Source organism: Flavobacterium muglaense, from assembly GCF_014305155.1.
GTDB lineage: Bacteria > Bacteroidota > Bacteroidia > Flavobacteriales > Flavobacteriaceae > Flavobacterium > Flavobacterium muglaense.
Window position 1 is genome coordinate 1 of the sequence record NZ_JACRUK010000019.1, and the last position, 16,643, is coordinate 16,643.

At 34.4% G+C, this 16,643-nt stretch carries 14 protein-coding genes; 7 read left to right on the forward strand and 7 right to left on the reverse strand.

Features of this window, described 5'->3' with window-relative positions; all coding sequences use genetic code 11:
* Positions 1-144: 144 nt before the first annotated feature.
* Complete coding sequence (locus tag H8R24_RS09335) at positions 145-822, reverse strand: DUF4294 domain-containing protein (RefSeq protein ID WP_187018306.1); 678 nt, start codon at positions 820-822, stop codon at positions 145-147.
* Between the two features lie 81 nt (positions 823-903).
* Here H8R24_RS09335 and H8R24_RS09340 point away from each other — a divergent pair, with 81 nt between their 5' ends.
* Both H8R24_RS09340 and H8R24_RS09345 read left to right on the forward strand, forming a co-directional pair.
* Complete coding sequence (locus H8R24_RS09340) at positions 904-1,992, forward strand: M42 family metallopeptidase (RefSeq protein WP_187018307.1); 1,089 nt, start codon at positions 904-906, stop codon at positions 1,990-1,992.
* A 98-nt stretch (positions 1,993-2,090) separates the two neighbouring features.
* The gene (locus tag H8R24_RS09345; protein WP_187018308.1) at positions 2,091-2,687 is read left to right on the forward strand and encodes a DUF2238 domain-containing protein; all 597 of its coding nucleotides are present in this window, start codon (positions 2,091-2,093) and stop codon (positions 2,685-2,687) included.
* Between the two features lie 72 nt (positions 2,688-2,759).
* Here H8R24_RS09345 and H8R24_RS09350 read toward each other — a convergent pair whose 3' ends face one another.
* From H8R24_RS09350 to H8R24_RS09370, 5 genes are all read right to left on the reverse strand, one after another.
* Positions 2,760-3,710: a phosphoribosylaminoimidazolesuccinocarboxamide synthase gene (locus H8R24_RS09350; protein ID WP_187018309.1), complete on the reverse strand. Its 951-nt coding sequence runs from the start codon at positions 3,708-3,710 to the stop codon at positions 2,760-2,762.
* 87 nt (positions 3,711-3,797) lie between these two features.
* Entirely contained in the window at positions 3,798-6,152 is a 2,355-nt protein-coding gene (locus H8R24_RS09355; RefSeq protein ID WP_187018310.1) for a S9 family peptidase, read from the reverse strand.
* A gap of 90 nt (positions 6,153-6,242) precedes the next feature.
* The gene (locus H8R24_RS09360; RefSeq protein ID WP_187018311.1) at positions 6,243-7,058 is read right to left on the reverse strand and encodes a Cof-type HAD-IIB family hydrolase; all 816 of its coding nucleotides are present in this window, start codon (positions 7,056-7,058) and stop codon (positions 6,243-6,245) included.
* Positions 7,059-7,088: 30 nt separating this feature from the next.
* Positions 7,089-7,904, reverse strand: a complete 816-nt coding sequence (locus tag H8R24_RS09365) for an SDR family NAD(P)-dependent oxidoreductase (RefSeq protein ID WP_187018312.1) — start codon at positions 7,902-7,904, stop codon at positions 7,089-7,091.
* Positions 7,905-8,029: 125 nt separating this feature from the next.
* Positions 8,030-8,980: a PhoH family protein gene (locus tag H8R24_RS09370; RefSeq protein ID WP_187018313.1), complete on the reverse strand. Its 951-nt coding sequence runs from the start codon at positions 8,978-8,980 to the stop codon at positions 8,030-8,032.
* Between the two features lie 195 nt (positions 8,981-9,175).
* Between H8R24_RS09370 and H8R24_RS09375 the strand changes: the two genes are divergently transcribed.
* From H8R24_RS09375 to dnaN, 5 genes are all read left to right on the forward strand, one after another.
* Positions 9,176-10,006: an SAM hydrolase/SAM-dependent halogenase family protein gene (locus H8R24_RS09375; protein ID WP_187018314.1), complete on the forward strand. Its 831-nt coding sequence runs from the start codon at positions 9,176-9,178 to the stop codon at positions 10,004-10,006.
* A gap of 37 nt (positions 10,007-10,043) precedes the next feature.
* On the forward strand, positions 10,044-10,340 hold the full coding sequence (locus H8R24_RS09380; RefSeq protein ID WP_187018315.1) for a putative quinol monooxygenase: 297 nt from the start codon (positions 10,044-10,046) through the stop codon (positions 10,338-10,340).
* Positions 10,341-10,403: 63 nt separating this feature from the next.
* Complete coding sequence (gldF, locus tag H8R24_RS09385; protein ID WP_187018316.1) at positions 10,404-11,129, forward strand: gliding motility-associated ABC transporter permease subunit GldF; 726 nt, start codon at positions 10,404-10,406, stop codon at positions 11,127-11,129.
* Positions 11,129-12,814 (forward strand): gliding motility-associated ABC transporter substrate-binding protein GldG, encoded by a 1,686-nt coding sequence (gene gldG, locus H8R24_RS09390; protein ID WP_187018317.1) that lies wholly within the window; start codon positions 11,129-11,131, stop codon positions 12,812-12,814. Before gldF ends, gldG begins: the two co-directional genes overlap by 1 nt.
* A gap of 108 nt (positions 12,815-12,922) precedes the next feature.
* A complete protein-coding gene (dnaN, locus tag H8R24_RS09395) occupies positions 12,923-14,041 on the forward strand; it encodes a DNA polymerase III subunit beta (protein ID WP_187018318.1) in 1,119 nt (372 codons plus the stop codon).
* 791 nt (positions 14,042-14,832) lie between these two features.
* Here dnaN and H8R24_RS09400 read toward each other — a convergent pair.
* The gene (locus tag H8R24_RS09400; protein ID WP_187018319.1) at positions 14,833-16,605 is read right to left on the reverse strand and encodes a MutS-related protein; all 1,773 of its coding nucleotides are present in this window, start codon (positions 16,603-16,605) and stop codon (positions 14,833-14,835) included.
* Between the last annotated feature and the right edge of the window lie 38 nt (positions 16,606-16,643).

The window sequence follows — 16,643 nt, forward strand, 5'->3', positions numbered from 1 at the left end:
TGATAGCAGTGGAAATCCTACCGAGCCTTTTTGGCGAGGTAGATTGTAGCGAATAGCAGGAAATAGCTCCTGAAAAATATGCTTGTTTATGAAAACACAGTTCTTACAGCTTGTACCTATATATAAGAGGAATGGTTTCTTGAACTATTGTGGTTTTGATTCCTGCGCTTTGGTTTCCCAAAAATCATTTAGATTGTCAAAATCTATTGGGTTTGCTGGAGGCTGATTGATTAACCTGCCGGATTGAAAGGCGCGGTACAAGATAGACTCGATTAAAAAATCTTCGTTGACTGAATATGGCGCGTACTCCGACTTTAAATTAATATCAAACATACTCGCAGCCGTATTGGACCAAAAAGCCTTCCAACCGCTCTTTAATGTTTTTACTAACTCAAAAGTTGACTTCCCTGTTTGGCGATGAATCAATTTTACTAGGATTCGGCCTTGACTCTTTGATAATTTCTTCAATTTATCTTCAAATTCATTCGTTAGATAATCCTCTACGATTTTGAAATACTTTTTCTTTTCTTTGTTTGTAGACAACCTCTCCATTCCTTTATTCAAATTAGTCAAGCGCTCTGAAGCTAGTTTTGCATACGGATAGGTTTTATAGACCCTGTTTTGAAGGATCAAAAACTGCTTTTTGGCATCTGGATCTAATTTTTCTTTCGAAATTAAAATCTCCTCTAATGCAATGGTGTCTTTCTCAATATCATAATCCGCTTCAATTTCTACTGAAGGTCTTGATGGATCTACAGGTAAAACCTGCGCCTGAATTGAACCGGATACTAATAAAAACATTAATGCAATAATAAACTTCATAAGACATAATTTAATTGTAAAATTATACATAATATGTGCAACTGTGATGCCAAATTTATAAATTAGCAAAAAATAATTTTTATGAGCACAAAATCAATATTAAAAGAATCATCAATCACATTTTTAGAAAAATATTTAAATAACGCATCCCCTACTGGTTACGAAGCTGAAGGACAAAAAATATGGATGGACTACCTAAAACCATACGTTGACACTTTTATCACAGATACGTACGGAACGGCGGTAGGTGTTATTAATCCAGACGCTCCCTATAAAGTAGTTATTGAAGGTCATGCAGATGAAATTGCTTGGTATGTCAACTACATTACCGAGGAAGGAATGGTTTACGTCATTAGAAATGGTGGATCAGATCATCAAATTGCACCATCTAAACGCGTTCACATCCATACTAAAAAAGGGATTGTAAAAGGTGTTTTTGGTTGGCCAGCAATTCACACTCGTAATAGAGACAAGGAAGAGAACCCTAAAATTAGTAATATTTTCATTGATCTAGGTTGTGAAACGAAAGAACAAGTAGATAAATTAGGCGTTCATGTGGGCTGCGTAATTACTTATCCTGATGAATTTATGGTTTTGAACGAAAACAAATTTGTATGTCGTGCTATTGACAACCGTATGGGAGGATTTATGATTGCCGAAGTGGCACGTATGCTACACGAAAACAAGGTGAAATTACCTTTTGGATTGTACATCACTAATTCGGTTCAAGAAGAAGTAGGATTGCGTGGAGCAGAAATGATCACACAAACTATTAAACCAAACGTTGCTATTGTTACGGATGTTTGTCATGACTCTACAACACCTATGATTGATAAAAAAATCGAGGGAGACACCCAAATAGGAAAAGGTCCCGTGGTTACTTATGCACCTGCTGTTCAAAATAATTTAAGAGAATTGATTCTTAATACAGCCGAGGAGAAAAACATTCCGTTTCAGCGTCTTGCATCTTCACGTGTGACTGGTACTGATACTGATGCCTTTGCATATAGTAATGGAGGTGTTGCATCTGCATTAATTTCGCTTCCGTTACGTTACATGCATACGACAGTTGAAATGGTACACCGCGACGACGTTGAAAATGTTATCAAACTGATCTACGAAACATTATTGAAAATAGAAAACAACGAAACCTTTTCTTATTTCAAATAAAATTTGGAGCTATTCCTGCTATCCGCTTTATCTTTATCTGGTTTCAAAAAAGAAACCAGATAAAGGATATCGCTTCTATCAGGGCTAAAAAACAAACTATGAAGTACATCTATTTAATGCTAATCGTTTATTTTGGATTTTTTTCATGGTCAATAATCAATCCAAATGAAGGTTTTACCTGTTTCTTAGAAATTATCCCAGCAGTTATTGGTTTACTCGTATTGGTATTTACATTTGATAAATTTAGATTTACCAACTTCACGTATTCCTTAATTCTGATCCATTGCATTATTTTATTCATAGGCGGGCATTATACCTATGCCGAAGTTCCTTTTTTTGATTTTATCAAAGAAACTTTTCATCAAACTAGAAATAACTATGATAAACTAGGGCATTTTGCACAAGGATTAGTTCCTGCAATGATAACAAGGGAATTATTTATTCGTAAAAATGTTGTTAGCAACAAAAACTTTTTTAACTTTATTATAGTTAGTATTTGTCTTGCCATTAGCGCAGCTTATGAGTGGATTGAATGGTTTGTATCATTAGCAACTGGTGATGGAGGTGACGCATTTCTTGGAACACAAGGTGATGTTTGGGACACGCAATCTGATATGTTATTTGCTACAATCGGCGCAATTATTGGTTTGGTTCTGTTTTCAAAAACTCAAGACAAGCAACTTTTAAAAAATTAATTGATTTTAATTATAAAAAAAACCGCAATTCTAACTTAGAATTACGGCCTTTTAATTGCAATTACTTTATTGTTATTGTTTTGCTAAATAAGCCAAAACATTTTTCTCTATTCTTTCATTGATATTGGAGATATCTGCTTTTACAAATTGCTCCCCTAAAATATTTTCATACAATTCAATGTACCTTTCTGAAACTGTTTCAATATATTCGTCCGACATTTCTGGAATGGATTGTCCGTCTAAACCTTGAAACCCATTTTGAATCAACCAACGACGCACAAACTCTTTAGACAATTGTTTTTGTTCTTCGTTTTTATCTTGTCTTTCTTGGTATCCTTCTGAATAAAAGTAACGAGACGAATCTGGTGTGTGAATTTCGTCTATTAAAACAATTACACCTTCTTTGGTTTTTCCAAATTCATATTTGGTATCTACCAAAATTAGTCCGCGGCTTGCTGCAATTTCAGTTCCTCTTTGAAACAAAGCTCTTGTGTATTTTTCAAGAACTAAATAATCTTCTTCGGTAACGATTCCTTTTGATAAAATTGCCTCACGAGAAATATCTGCATCGTGCTCCCCATTATCTGCTTTAGTTGTAGGTGTAATAATAGGTTCTGGAAACTTATCATTCTCTTTTAAACCTTCGGCCATAGCTACACCACAAATTTCTCTTTTTCCAAGTGCATACTCACGCGCCGCATGACCCGAAACATATCCACGAATTACCATCTCTACCTTAAAAGGCGTGCATAAATGCCCTACAGCTACACTAGGATCTGGAGTTGCAATTAACCAGTTAGGCACAATATCCTGAGTAAGCTCCATGAACTTAGTTGCAATTTGATTTAAAATTTGACCTTTGTACGGAATCCCTTTTGGTAAAACCACATCAAAAGCTGATAGTCTATCAGTAGCAACCATCACAAGAAGATTGTCATTGATATTATAAACTTCCCTTACCTTACCGCGATAAACGGATTTTTGACCAGGAAAATTAAAATTTGTAGTTGTTATAGTGTTCATTTTTATAGTGTGTTGTATTGTACAAAAGTAGTTTCTTTAGTAGAAATACACAAAATACTTCTACTATTATTACTGTTATTATTTCGCTTATTTTTCAACTTCTAAAAGCGTACTATTGAACAAGTTCAAGATACGACTGTACTCATCAATCCACGAATAGGTTTCTTTAAATCCATGCGCTTCCACTGGGAAAGACGCTAAAGTCCAGTTTTTCTTTCCTAATTCAATGAAACGTTGTGACAAACGTACGATGTCTTTATACTCTACATTATCATCTACCATACCGTGCAACATCAATAAATTTCCTTGTAAATTATTAGCAAAATAAATAGGCGAGCTTTTCTGGAAAGCAATAGGGTCAGTCTCCGGAAAATTAAGAATATTACCTGTGTACCCATGATTGTAGTGTGCCCAATCAGTCACAGAACGCAAGGCAGCACCCGATTTGAATTCAGTAGGTTTTGTTAGCATAGCCATCAGGGTTATAAAACCGCCATAAGATCCTCCATACATACCTATTCTATTCGCATCAATTCCTAATTTTTGAACCAAGTAATTTTTACCGTCAATTTGGTCTGATAAATCTTTACCACCCATGAATCGGTAAATTCCGGTTCTAACATCGCGGCCGTAACCGTCGCTTCCTCTATAATCTATATCTAAAACCGTGTACCCTAAATCTGTTAATAAATTATGAAACATGAACTCTCTGTTGTAACTGCTCCAGTAATTATGTGCGTTTTGCAAATAACCCGCACCATGTACAAAAATTACAGCTGCAAAATTTGATTTCTCTGCTAATGGTTTATACACCCTAGCATTTACATTAGTCCCATCTTCTGCCTTGAAGGTAATCACATCAGGAGATCGCCATGCATAAGCTTCAAACGCTTTAGAAGTAGAATGAGTAATTGCGGTTAAAGTTGCTTCAATTCTGTTGGGTGCAATGTAAAATTCCCATGGCTTATTTTTGAAAGAATAACGCACTAACAAAGTAGTTTCATCGGGTGACAAACTTACTTCGTGCGCTCCATCCTTGGTTAAAATAGGCTCTAAATCGCCACCAGTGGTCGCCAATTTATAAAATTCTCTATTTCCCGGATGCGTAGTATTTGTGGTTAGATAAAATGTGTTTTTATCTGCAGCAATTGTTACATCTCGTACTTCCCAATTTCCTTTAGTGAGTTGTTGTTTCTTATTGGTAGTTAAATTATAAGTATACAAATGCGAATAACCAGTGGCTTCTGACTGAAAATAAACGGTTTCATTGTCACTTAAAAAACCCAAAGTACCACTGCTGTACGCATACGATGGTATTCCAGGACCACCAATCCAAGCATCGTCATGTTGATATTCTATTTCTCTAAAAGTTCTTTTCTCTAAATTTAACTCAACGATCCAGCGGTCTTTATTATCTTGGCTTCTAATCTCTGTAATTGCACGAGAACCATCTTCATTGTATGTGGGTGATTGTACAAATAACGCTCTATCTTCTTTGGCTTTATTCTTTAAATTATCATAGTCTTTATAGTACTTTGGTTTGTCTTGAATATGACTCAAACTAGAAAAATTCATGAAGTAAACTGTATCTTTTGCTACATCATAAATTCCGTATTTAGATTTAGTCAAATTTGCTGCCGATACTTTTTGTTTTGTATTTACTGATTTATTATAACCGTCCTTTGTAATGAAGTTTTCCATTATTTCGCTTTGTACGTCATTAGCTTCAACTAATCTAAAAGTCGCATAGGTTCCTTTTGGATTCATCTTCAAGCTTTCAAAATTTTGCTTGCCGTAATAATAAGGTTTAGGAAAATCAGTTTTGTTTTTATCGGCTTTGGCTTTATTCCAATTCTTTTTCGCTTCTTGATCTCTCACAAATTGAAACAACTCTTTTTGCTGGTTCAACAAGAAAGACTCTTTATCTACTTCCTTATCACGCTCTTTTCCTTCTTTAAAGTTTGTAAGTTGTACAACGGTACCATTATTAGTATCGAATTTTAGTATGTTTTCATTTTGAATAAAAAACAAGACACCTTTCTCTGATGCCAGTTCAAGATTTGAAATTGGGTTTGATTGTTGTAATAGTTTTTTTGAAGTTTTATCTGTTAAACTATACGAATACAAAGCGCCTTTTTGAACATAATAGGCAACTCCTGTATTGGGTTTCATCTTAAAGTCAAGGCTTGAAAAAGCGGCTTCAGCAGGTGAGGCTAGCTCAGGAGCAGTCATTCCTTTTTTCCAAAAATAAGTACTTGAACCTAACTCCTTGTTGGGATTCCATTCAAAATAAACTTTTTTTCCGTCTACTGACCATCTTCCATAAAAAGGTTGTTCTCCTATAAATCCATCACCTTTCATGATTTCTTCTAATTGTAAAACCTGACTTTGGGCTAGAACCGAAAGAAATAAAAAGAGGGCTGTAAAAGTGTTCTTTATCATTTTGTATCGAATTTAATTCACACAAAAATACACTTTGAATTGTATAAAAAAAAAGATAATACTTATTAAAAAAGTCAAAAACTTTAAATATTACTTATTTAGGAGGTTTATTGCCAAATAATTTGCCACCCCGTCATTGTAATTGGTATCAATAACTTCTAAATGTGACAACTTTGTTTTTAAACTGTCGGGAGCGTTGCTCATTATTAATCCTACAGCGGTGGCTTTGAGCATATTTTCGTCATTAAAACCATCTCCAAACGAAATACTTTGATCAAAACTACAATTTTCGATCTCTAATACTTTTGCAATAGCGGCACTTTTATCTACTGATACATCCATAAACTCAAGACAATAAGGTAAACTGAATGCATGACTAAACAACGATTCGTGATCTACTAAAATGCGATCCCTCAATTCCACTAATTTACTGTGACTTTCATGCGTGAAAAACATTTTAATCGCTTTTAAATCGTTTACAGTATTGAAGTCGACTAACTCTGGTGCGTAGTTTAACTCTTTTTGAAAACTGTTTAATTTTTCATTATACTTATTGGTTTGCCACACTTCCTCTTTAAAAACCACAATGGTAATTTCGGGATCTATATCTAGTTTCAAAACTGATTTGATGGCGTCACTTGCTATATCAAACGAAAAAAGCAGTTCCTTATTCGGAGCGTGAATTCTAGCACCATTGGAAGTAATTAAGTATATAGGGAATCCCAAACTAGCCACCAACGGAATCGCATCAAGGTGATGCCTACCTGTTGCTACGATTATCAAATATCCTTGCTGGTATAAGTCTTGAAAAACTTGTTTGGTATAATTAGAAATCTTGTGATCTGATCCTAGTAAAGTACCGTCTAGATCACTTATGATTACTTTTATTTTAGTCTCTATTTTCATTATTGTACTACTGTTTGCGTAAAAACTGCCTTATTTTAAGACAGATTGCCTAATGATTCGTCCGAACAATCGATAGCCCAAATTTGATCTCAAAATATTCAAGCAATTAGCATCAAAACCTATAGTATATCTTTTAAATTTTGTAGCAGGTTTCTCGGCTATTTTAAAGATTTGATTAATGATCTGTGGTTTCAAATCCTTGTTCTTTTTGGTTTTATTTTCTAATATTTTTCCAATTTTATCCATCAAAATCGCATATGATGGAAACGAAGAACAATCCGATTTAGCGACGTTCTTTTGAAAATTAGAAGGTGTATTTCCAAATTGTACAGTAGCAACACTCACATTAAAATCGATTAACTCATACGCCATACATTCAGAAAAACTTTCCACTGCATGCTTAGTAGAGTGATAAAAGCTTCCCAATGGTAAATTAACCAAGCCTGCAATTGAAGTAATATTGATAAACTGTCCTTTTTTCTGATTTCGAAATAAGGGAATAAAAGCTCTACATACTTTTACAACACCTAGATAATTTACATCAACAATTTGATTGATTTTAGCATCTTCGGATAATTCGACAAAACTCCTATAACCAATACCAGCATTGTTGATTACGACATCAATTGTTTTAAATTCAGCTATTATTTTTTCGCAAGCTGTCTCAATACTTTCAGTCGAGCTAACATCTAGCAAAAAACATTTTACATTTTTCAGTTCTTCCAATTCTTTTCCTTGTTCTAAACAAATCATAGTTGCAATTACATTCCAACCATTTTTAGCAAAGTGCAAGGCTAGTTCTTTACCTATACCGCCCGAAGCACCAGTTATAACAACATTTTTCAATTCTCTAATTTTACTTTAATTGTTTCGTTTTTTTTAATGATTAAGTACCCAAATCGTATTACATAAACTATTTACCGTAGCTAATCGGTAGCAATATATAGCATTTGCACACTACTTACAATAAATTAATCGGGATTTTCTGTATATTTATAAGCATCTATCACTTTTTTAACTAAACGATGCCTTACAATGTCCTTATCATCCAGATAAATAATCCCTATTCCTTCTATATCTTTCAAAACTAATAAAGCTTCTTTTAAACCCGAAATTGTTCTTCGAGGCAAATCAACCTGACCGGGATCACCTGTAACCATGAACTTAGCACTTTTTCCCATTCGAGTCAAAAACATCTTCATTTGAGAGTGGGTTGTGTTTTGTGCTTCATCTAGAATAACAAAAGCATGATCTAACGTTCTACCGCGCATAAATGCTAGTGGAGCAATTTGAATAATTCCTTTCAAGATGTAATCTTCCAGCTTTTCATTGGGCAACATATCCCGTAAAGCATCATATAAAGGTTGCATGTAGGGATCTAGCTTTTCTTTCATGTCTCCTGGTAAAAACCCAAGATTCTCGCCTGCTTCAACCGCAGGACGCGTCAATATAATACGTTTGACTTGCTTTTCTTTCAGCGCCTTTACTGCCATGGCAACACCAGTATAGGTTTTCCCTGTTCCTGCTGGACCTACAGCAAACACCATGTCATTTTTATTAATGGTATCTACCAGCAACTGTTGATTAGGAGTCATTGCTTTAATGATTTTTCCTCCTACTCCATGCACCAATATTTTATCATTGGCAGCCATTTTTTTATCATCTTGTGGATCCCCTAGAATTACGCGTTCAATAACATTATTATCAATCGTGTTGTAGCGGCTAAAATGAACCATTAAGCGCTGAAAACGTTTTTCGAACTCGTCAAGAATCTCTTTTTCTCCAAAAGCTTTCAAGGTTGTTCCTCGAGCTACTATTTTAAGTTTTGGATAATATTTTTTAATCATTTCAAGATGAGTGTCTTGAGCGCCCCAAAACTCTTTTGGTGCGATGTCGATGAGCTCAATTATTCTTTCGTTCAAATGTTGTAGTTTTATATTAAAATTAATCAATCAATACCTCTAACTGATTTTGTAGGTCCACTTGCGTTTAATTTACTTTTTAAATTAGAAATTGTTTTTCTTTTTTGTGTATTTGAGTTTACTATTATTAGCTTTGCACTTCTCAAATTTAATGAAATTTAGTTTTAAATTACAGCAATAGTTATAAACAAAATTATGTCAATAATTACCCTTACTACCGATTACGGCTTGAAAGACCACTTTGTAGGTGCGTTGAAAGGGAAGATTTTATCCGAATATTCAGAGGCTGTAATTATCGATATTTCACATGATATTGACCCATTCAACACTGTACAAGCTAGTTACATCATTGGAGCTGCTTTTTCTAGTTTCCCAAAAGGAACAGTCCATTTAATTGGTGTGGACATGGAATTAAATAAAGAGAACCAACATATTGTGATGCAATGGAATGACTCGTACTTTATTGCCGCCGACAACGGTATTTTAAGCATGCTTTCGCAAAAAATTGTTCCGCAAAAAATTGTTGCCATCAACATACACGACCGTTTACCTAGTGATGCTTCAGGCCTTGACGTTTTTGTGAAAGTAGCCTGCCATATCGCCAAAGGAGGATTACTAAACGTCATTGGAAAAGAAATAAACACCATTAAACAAATCACAGAACTGAAAGCAGTGGCATCCGATGATAACAATACTTTAAAAGGACATGTGATTTACATTGATCACTTTGGGAATGTTGTTACCAATATTTCTAAAAAACAATTTCTTGAAGTAGCCAAAGGCCGTCCTTATGAAGTGATCATGAAAACAAAAAACATCAAAACTATATTACCTAACTATTCGGCTATAGCCAATTCAGATAAGTACCCCATCAAAAATTACGAAGGAGAAAAACTAGCACTCTTTAACGAAGCTGGTTTTCTAGAAATTGCCATTTTTAGAAGTAATCCTGCCACAGTGGGATCGGCACAAAGTTTACTAGGTCTTAGCTTTAGAGATGTTATTTCCATAAAATTTACTAATTAAATGACTAGTAATCGTTAATCTAAAATCAAAAAACTACATGTTTGTACGAATCGTAAAATTGAGTTTCCACGAAGACAAAATCCCCGATTTCTTAGCGAATTTTGAAACCATAAAAGATCAAATACGCGCTGCTCCGGGTAATAAATTACTGGAACTATACCAAGACCAAAACAATAAAAGCATTTTTTTTACGTACAGTTATTGGGAAACAGAAACCGACTTAGAAAATTACCGCAATTCGGCTTTTTTTGATGAAGTCTGGACATTTACAAAGAAGCTATTCAATGACAAACCACAAGCTTGGAGTGTCGATAAACTAGCTTCTTTGGTTTAAAGTTTAATGTTCGAAGTTGAACAACATTAGACCTTAACCCTTAAATTTTTTAAACAAAAAACAATGAAAGCAATATTATTACGAGAAATAAAATCCTTTTTTGGTTCTCCAATAGGTTATTTAGTAATAGCCCTTTTTCTCATTCTAAATGGATTATTCCTATGGGTTTTTCAGGGTGAATACAACATTCTAAATACTGGATTTGCAGATATGTCTCCTTTCTTTACCTTATCTCCTTGGATCTTAATTTTCTTGATCCCTGCAGTAACAATGCGCAGCTTTTCGGATGAAAAGAAGCAAGGAACTCTCGAACTATTACTGACTAAACCATTAAGTGTATGGGAAATCGTAAACGGGAAATTTCTTGCCGCCATGTTACTTATTGTTATGGCAATTGTACCAACAGTAATTTACGTTTATGCCATCTACGGTTTAGGTAATCCAGAAGGTAATATTGATATGGGCAGTACCATTGGGTCCTATTTTGGTCTGCTTTTTTTAATTGCTGCTTACTCTTCTATTGGTATTTTCACTTCTACTCTATCCGATAATCAGATCGTTGCTTTCATTATAGCGGTATTCTTATGCTTCTTTTTCTTCTTTGCATTTGAAGGCTTAGCATCGCTTGTACCTGATCTATCGGGCTTTATTACGGCCTTGGGCATGCAGGATCATTTTAAAAGTATGAGCCGTGGGGTGATTGATACTCGAGATGTACTTTACTTTACCAGTATCACCATCTTGTTCTTATCACTTACCGTATATCAATTAAAATCTTTTAAATTGTAATGATAGCTATTCAAAAAAACAACCTAAAAACAGTTTTAATTACCGTTGCTCTTTTACTAATTGCAAACGGAATTAGCATGCGTTATTTTCATCGTTTTGACTTAACAAAAGATAAAAGATACACCTTGTCTGAAACTTCGTTAAAAATTATACAGCAAGTAAAAGAACCGCTTTCGATAAAAATCTATATGGAAGGCGACTTGCCATCAGAATTCAAAAGACTGCAACAAGAAACCCAACAACTGCTAGAAGAGTTTCAAGCGTATAATAAGAATATTGTATTCGAATTTGTCAATCCGTTAGAGAACGAAGATGCGAGTATGGACAACATAAAAGAGTTGTACCGTAAAGGCTTAACTCCCGTAAACATAACCGTTGATGATAAAGGAAAGCAATCACAAGCCATGGTATTTCCTTGGGCAATAGCCGTGTACAATAATAAGGAAGTTAATATTCCTTTATTAAAAAATATAATGGGCGTCACCACCACCGAAAAAGTAATTGGCTCCGTACAACATTTAGAATACTCTATTGCTGACGCCATCAATAAAATTACTGTTGCTAAACAAAAAAAGATTGCAGTAATCAAAGGAAATGGGGAGTTACAAGATATTTTAATGGCAAAGTTTTTATTGCAAATAAGAGAAAGCTACCACATAGGTCCTTTTACATTAGACTCGGTTTCTAAGAGTCCGATGCAAACCTTAGAAGCATTAGAAAAGTACGACTTAGCTGTAATTGCTAAACCTACAGAAACCTTTACTGATGCCGAGAAGCAAGTTCTGGATCAATACATTATCAATGGGGGTAAAACCTTATGGCTGGTGGATCAAGTTGCTGTAGAAATGGACAGTCTTTACAATTCGAACGGTGCTACATTAGCATATCCAAGAGACTTGAATCTTAATGATATGTTCTTTAAATATGGTTTTAGAATCAATCCTGACATTGTAAAGGACGAGCAAGGTAGTTCGATAAAGCTGGCCACTGGCGAACAAGGAAGTGCTACACAATACCAAGAATTCAATTGGAAATTTGCCCCACAAGTATATCCTGAAAGTACGCATCCTATCGTTAAAAACTTAGGTGGAATTAAATTTGACTTTGCGAACCCTATCGATACTTTGAAAAATGGTATTAAGAAAACGGTATTATTACAGTCGTCAAAATATTCTAAAAAAGTAGGAACACCAGTTGAAGTGAATTTGAATATTGTCGAGGAAGAAACAAGTCCAAATCACTACATCAATACGGGCAACATTCCTTTATCGATTTTACTCGAAGGGCAATTCCATTCGGTCTTTGAAAACCGCGTTTTACCATTCGAACAAAGCAATTTCAAAAAAGAGGGAAAAGCAAGTAAGATGATTGTAATTTCGGATGGTGATTTAATCAAAAATCAATTGGATAAAAACTTTCAACCTGTTGAGCTAGGTTTTGATCAAAGATCAGGTAATTTGTATGACAACAAAGATTTTATGCTAAATTGTGTGAATTATTTACTGGATGATACTGGACTTATTAACATTCGATCAAAGGATCTTGACCTTCCATTATTAGATAAAGAAAAAGTATATCAAAACTATACCCAGACACAAATCATAACTATCGGGCTTCCAATCCTAATTTTAGGTCTATTTGGCGTTTTATTTACCTTCATTAGAAAAAGAAAAAACAGCAACTAGATGTTAATAAAAAAGTTTCAATACTAGAATAGTTTACGATATATTTGTAAAATGTATTCTATTTTGGAATTTTAACTAAAACAGAAACTCAAAAATAAAACAAAACAGATGAAATTTATAGTATCGAGTTCGTACTTATTAAAACAACTACAAGTTTTAGGTAGTGTTATCAACAGTAGCAATACTTTGCCAATATTGGACAACTTCCTATTTGAATTAAACAATAATGAATTAACCGTTTCAGCTTCTGATTTAGAGACTACAATGTCAGCTAATTTAGCGATTGATTCTACTAGTCAAGGAAGTGTTGCAGTACCTGCTAAGTTACTTTTGGAAATCCTTAAAACATTCCCTGAGCAACCTTTAACTTTTACAGTAGAAGAAAACAGTACTATCGAGATTAGCTCTAATTCTGGTAAATATGCACTAGCGTACGCTCCTGGAGAAGAATTTCCAAAAGCGGTAAGCCTAGAAGAGCCATCAGTGACTTTAGTCCCTGCAGATGTATTAGCAACTGCGATTAGCAAAACAATCTTTGCTGCTGGAAATGATGATTTACGTCCAGTAATGTCTGGTGTGTTTTTTCAATTCTCTCCAGAAGGATTAACTTTTGTAGCAACTGATGCACACAAATTAGTAAAATACGCTCGTACAGATGTGAAAGCGTCTCAAGTAGCTGATTTTATTATGCCAAAAAAACCATTGACTATTTTAAAAAGTATTCTTGCTACATCTGATGCAGAAGTAAAAATTGAATACAACGATTCGAATGCTACTTTTTCATTCGATAATTACATCTTGATGTGTCGTTTAATTGATGGTAAATACCCAAACTACGAAGCCGTAATTCCTAAAGAGAATCCAAATAAATTAATGATTGACCGTTCTCAATTTTTGAGTTCTGTACGTCGTGTTGCTATTTTTTCTAACAAAACAACGCACCAAATTCGTTTAAAAATTGCTGGTGCTGAGTTAAATGTTTCTGCAGAAGATATTGATTACTCTAATAAAGCTGAGGAAAGATTGACTTGTGATTATCAAGGTGACGATATGCAAATAGGGTACAATTCTCGTTTCTTAACAGAGATGTTGACTAACTTGCAATCGGATATGATTATGCTTGAAATGTCATTGCCTAATAGAGCTGGAATTCTTACTCCTGTTGATGGACTAGAAGAAGGCGAAACAGTAACTATGTTGGTTATGCCAGTGATGTTAAATAGTTAACATTAAATTATGATTTTGTTTAATTAGAATGTTGTATATTAAATTTAAATACCTATCATTGTAATTCATAATACGCTATTAACCAAACCATTTTTATATTTAAAAAAACCGCTATTTCCCTAGGGATATGCGGTTTTTTTTGTTCTAAAATGTATCACTGCAACTAGTTCCTATAAAATGAATTAAATATAATTTTTAACCACATAGCAACATTGAAAAGAAAAGTTGGATAAGTCCCATTCTTGGATTCACATAGCGTGTTTGTTACTATTTTTCCATTAGGATTCTTTTTGTGTATCTCAATGCCTGGACGGAACAGCTAAAATATTGCCTTCGCAACTATTCAATATAAAATTTAACCACATAGATACATCGAAAAGAAAGAGTTGGATAAGTCCCATTCTTGGATTCACATAGCGTGCTTGGTCCTGTTTTTCTATTAGGATACTTTTTGTGTACCGCAATGTCTGGACGGAACAGCTAAAATATTGCCATTGCGACTAGTCAATATAATTTTTAACCACATAGCCACATGGAAAAGAAAAGTTGGATAAGTCCCATTCTTGGATTCACATAGCGTGTTTGTTACTATTTTTCCATTAGGATTCTTTTTGTGTATCTCAATGCCTGGACGGAACAGCTAAAATATTGCCTTCGCAACTATTCAATATAATTTTTAACCACATAGCTACATAGAAAAAAAGAGTTGGATAAGTCCCATTATTGGATTCACATAGTAATGATTTTAGATAATAAAGTAAAACTGCTTTCAAAATAGAATTCGCAACTACTTAGATCACTCCCATTTTAGTCATCAGGAATGTAGCGCTTTTATTTTTACATATTCCTTGACGCAATTTATAATCAAAGTGCAAATCATCGTTTACAATTTCGACCTCAAAACATTGATTTGTCAATACGTCTGGATAATCATTGGTAGTCAAACAGACTTCGATATCATGTGTGGCGATGGCACCAATGGCTTGCTTAGCAATTACCTTCTTCACCACTTCGATAGTTCCGTTGCGTTTATCATCAGAGTTGGTTCCTCTTAAAATCTCGTCTAGCAATACAAATGCCGGCTGTTGCTCTAGTGCGTCCATTATTTGCTTTAAGCGCTTAATTTCGGCAAAGAAATAGGACTCACTATCGGATAAGGAATCAGACAATCGCATCGATACCAAAATAGGCAATGGATGCACATTAGCCTTACTGGCACAAACCACTGATCCCAAACCTGCTAACACCATATTCACCCCTAAACTGCGTAAAAAAGTACTTTTACCAGACATATTAGAACCCGTTAAAATCATGAACGATTGTGGGTGAAACTGCACATCATTTCCTACCCTTGATTTTTTATTGAGCAAAGGATGGCTGAGTGAAGCAAAATCTATTTCATGATTGGTATTCAAACTTGGAAATACAAAATCAGGATTGTTATACGAGAAGTTAGCTAAGCTATTGAGCATTTCAAACTCACCAATGACTTCTAACCACTCTTCTAGAACACTAGCGTGCTGCTTTTTCCATTTTAATAATTTCTTTAAAACATGTAAATTAAACAAAAACGAACCATTGAATAACGAAGCCGTCACCAAGTTGGCTATCGTATCCATATTCGAAAAAAGACCTGACAATTCTTGAATATGCTCACTTGCATTTTCGGACTCGAATTGTAATTTTTGCTGTAATTGCTTTAATTTTTTTGATTCAAACGGCTCTTCTTCTATCTTTTTAAGCAACAAACTATACTGGCTGATTACCTTATCAATAGCAGCAGAGTTAGCTGTTTCGGCTTGAATGCGCTTAAAAAAAAGTCCCAAAATGATTAAATTTAAAATAAAAACATAACTTAATAACGATAGAAAAACAGTGTTAAAAGTGACAAAATAAGCGATTAAACAACCCAAAAAAAGTACAGGCGTAGCATACGAAACCCAGTTCACCCATTTAGGCAATGGCGAAATTCCAAATTTACTCCACTTTAATAGTGATTCATAAGTCGCCTTGGTATCCTGGCTAATTTTGGCCAAAGCCAAAAAACCCTGACGCCAATCCAACTTACCTTCTAGTTCTTTTATAGCCTCTTGATTGTCCATAATAACTGCATTAGGAGACAGTTGCAACAATCCCTGAGCAACTATTTTCTTCCCGATGAAAGTGGCTGTTCTATTTAAATTTTGAAACAAAGAATGTTCTCCAAAAATATCCAAATCATAAGCATAAGGATGCTGAAAATCATTGAACTCTAATCCGTTTTCAAACGGTAGTTTTGCATCTTCTAAATATGAAATTTCGTCTTGATTGATTTTTATCAGCGCTTCTTTGATCCGCCTTTTAAACAGTAACTTAGAGTGAAGTCGCATGAAAACGATAAAAGCAGCAAAAAAAACAACAGCCAATCCTATATAAATCGTGTCGCTGTTTTTTATATAAAAATAAAGTGAGCCTAAGCCTATCGCAATACTTACAAGCCTTAAAAAACTAATTGTATTGTATTTAGCGTTAATTGCGCTTAAGTCTGCCGAGGCCGTGCTAACCTTTGATTTGTAAATTTCCATTTGAATCTATTAATGAGATACAAATATAAGCTTCCCAA

What these genes read in the sequence shown, in the direction of transcription:
- dnaN (WP_187018318.1), top strand. Translation starts at nt 12,923, where the DNA reads ATGAAATTTATAGTATCGAGTTCGTACTTATTAAAACAACTACAAGTT.
- H8R24_RS09375 (WP_187018314.1), top strand. Translation starts at nt 9,176, where the DNA reads ATGTCAATAATTACCCTTACTACCGATTACGGCTTGAAAGACCACTTT.
- H8R24_RS09340 (WP_187018307.1), top strand. Translation starts at nt 904, where the DNA reads ATGAGCACAAAATCAATATTAAAAGAATCATCAATCACATTTTTAGAA.
- H8R24_RS09345 (WP_187018308.1), top strand. Translation starts at nt 2,091, where the DNA reads ATGAAGTACATCTATTTAATGCTAATCGTTTATTTTGGATTTTTTTCA.
- H8R24_RS09360 (WP_187018311.1), bottom strand. Translation starts at nt 7,058, where the DNA reads ATGAAAATAGAGACTAAAATAAAAGTAATCATAAGTGATCTAGACGGT.
- gldG (WP_187018317.1), top strand. Translation starts at nt 11,129, where the DNA reads ATGATAGCTATTCAAAAAAACAACCTAAAAACAGTTTTAATTACCGTT.
- H8R24_RS09335 (WP_187018306.1), bottom strand. Translation starts at nt 822, where the DNA reads ATGAAGTTTATTATTGCATTAATGTTTTTATTAGTATCCGGTTCAATT.
- gldF (WP_187018316.1), top strand. Translation starts at nt 10,404, where the DNA reads ATGAAAGCAATATTATTACGAGAAATAAAATCCTTTTTTGGTTCTCCA.
- H8R24_RS09350 (WP_187018309.1), bottom strand. Translation starts at nt 3,710, where the DNA reads ATGAACACTATAACAACTACAAATTTTAATTTTCCTGGTCAAAAATCC.
- H8R24_RS09380 (WP_187018315.1), top strand. Translation starts at nt 10,044, where the DNA reads ATGTTTGTACGAATCGTAAAATTGAGTTTCCACGAAGACAAAATCCCC.
- H8R24_RS09400 (WP_187018319.1), bottom strand. Translation starts at nt 16,605, where the DNA reads ATGGAAATTTACAAATCAAAGGTTAGCACGGCCTCGGCAGACTTAAGC.
- H8R24_RS09355 (WP_187018310.1), bottom strand. Translation starts at nt 6,152, where the DNA reads ATGATAAAGAACACTTTTACAGCCCTCTTTTTATTTCTTTCGGTTCTA.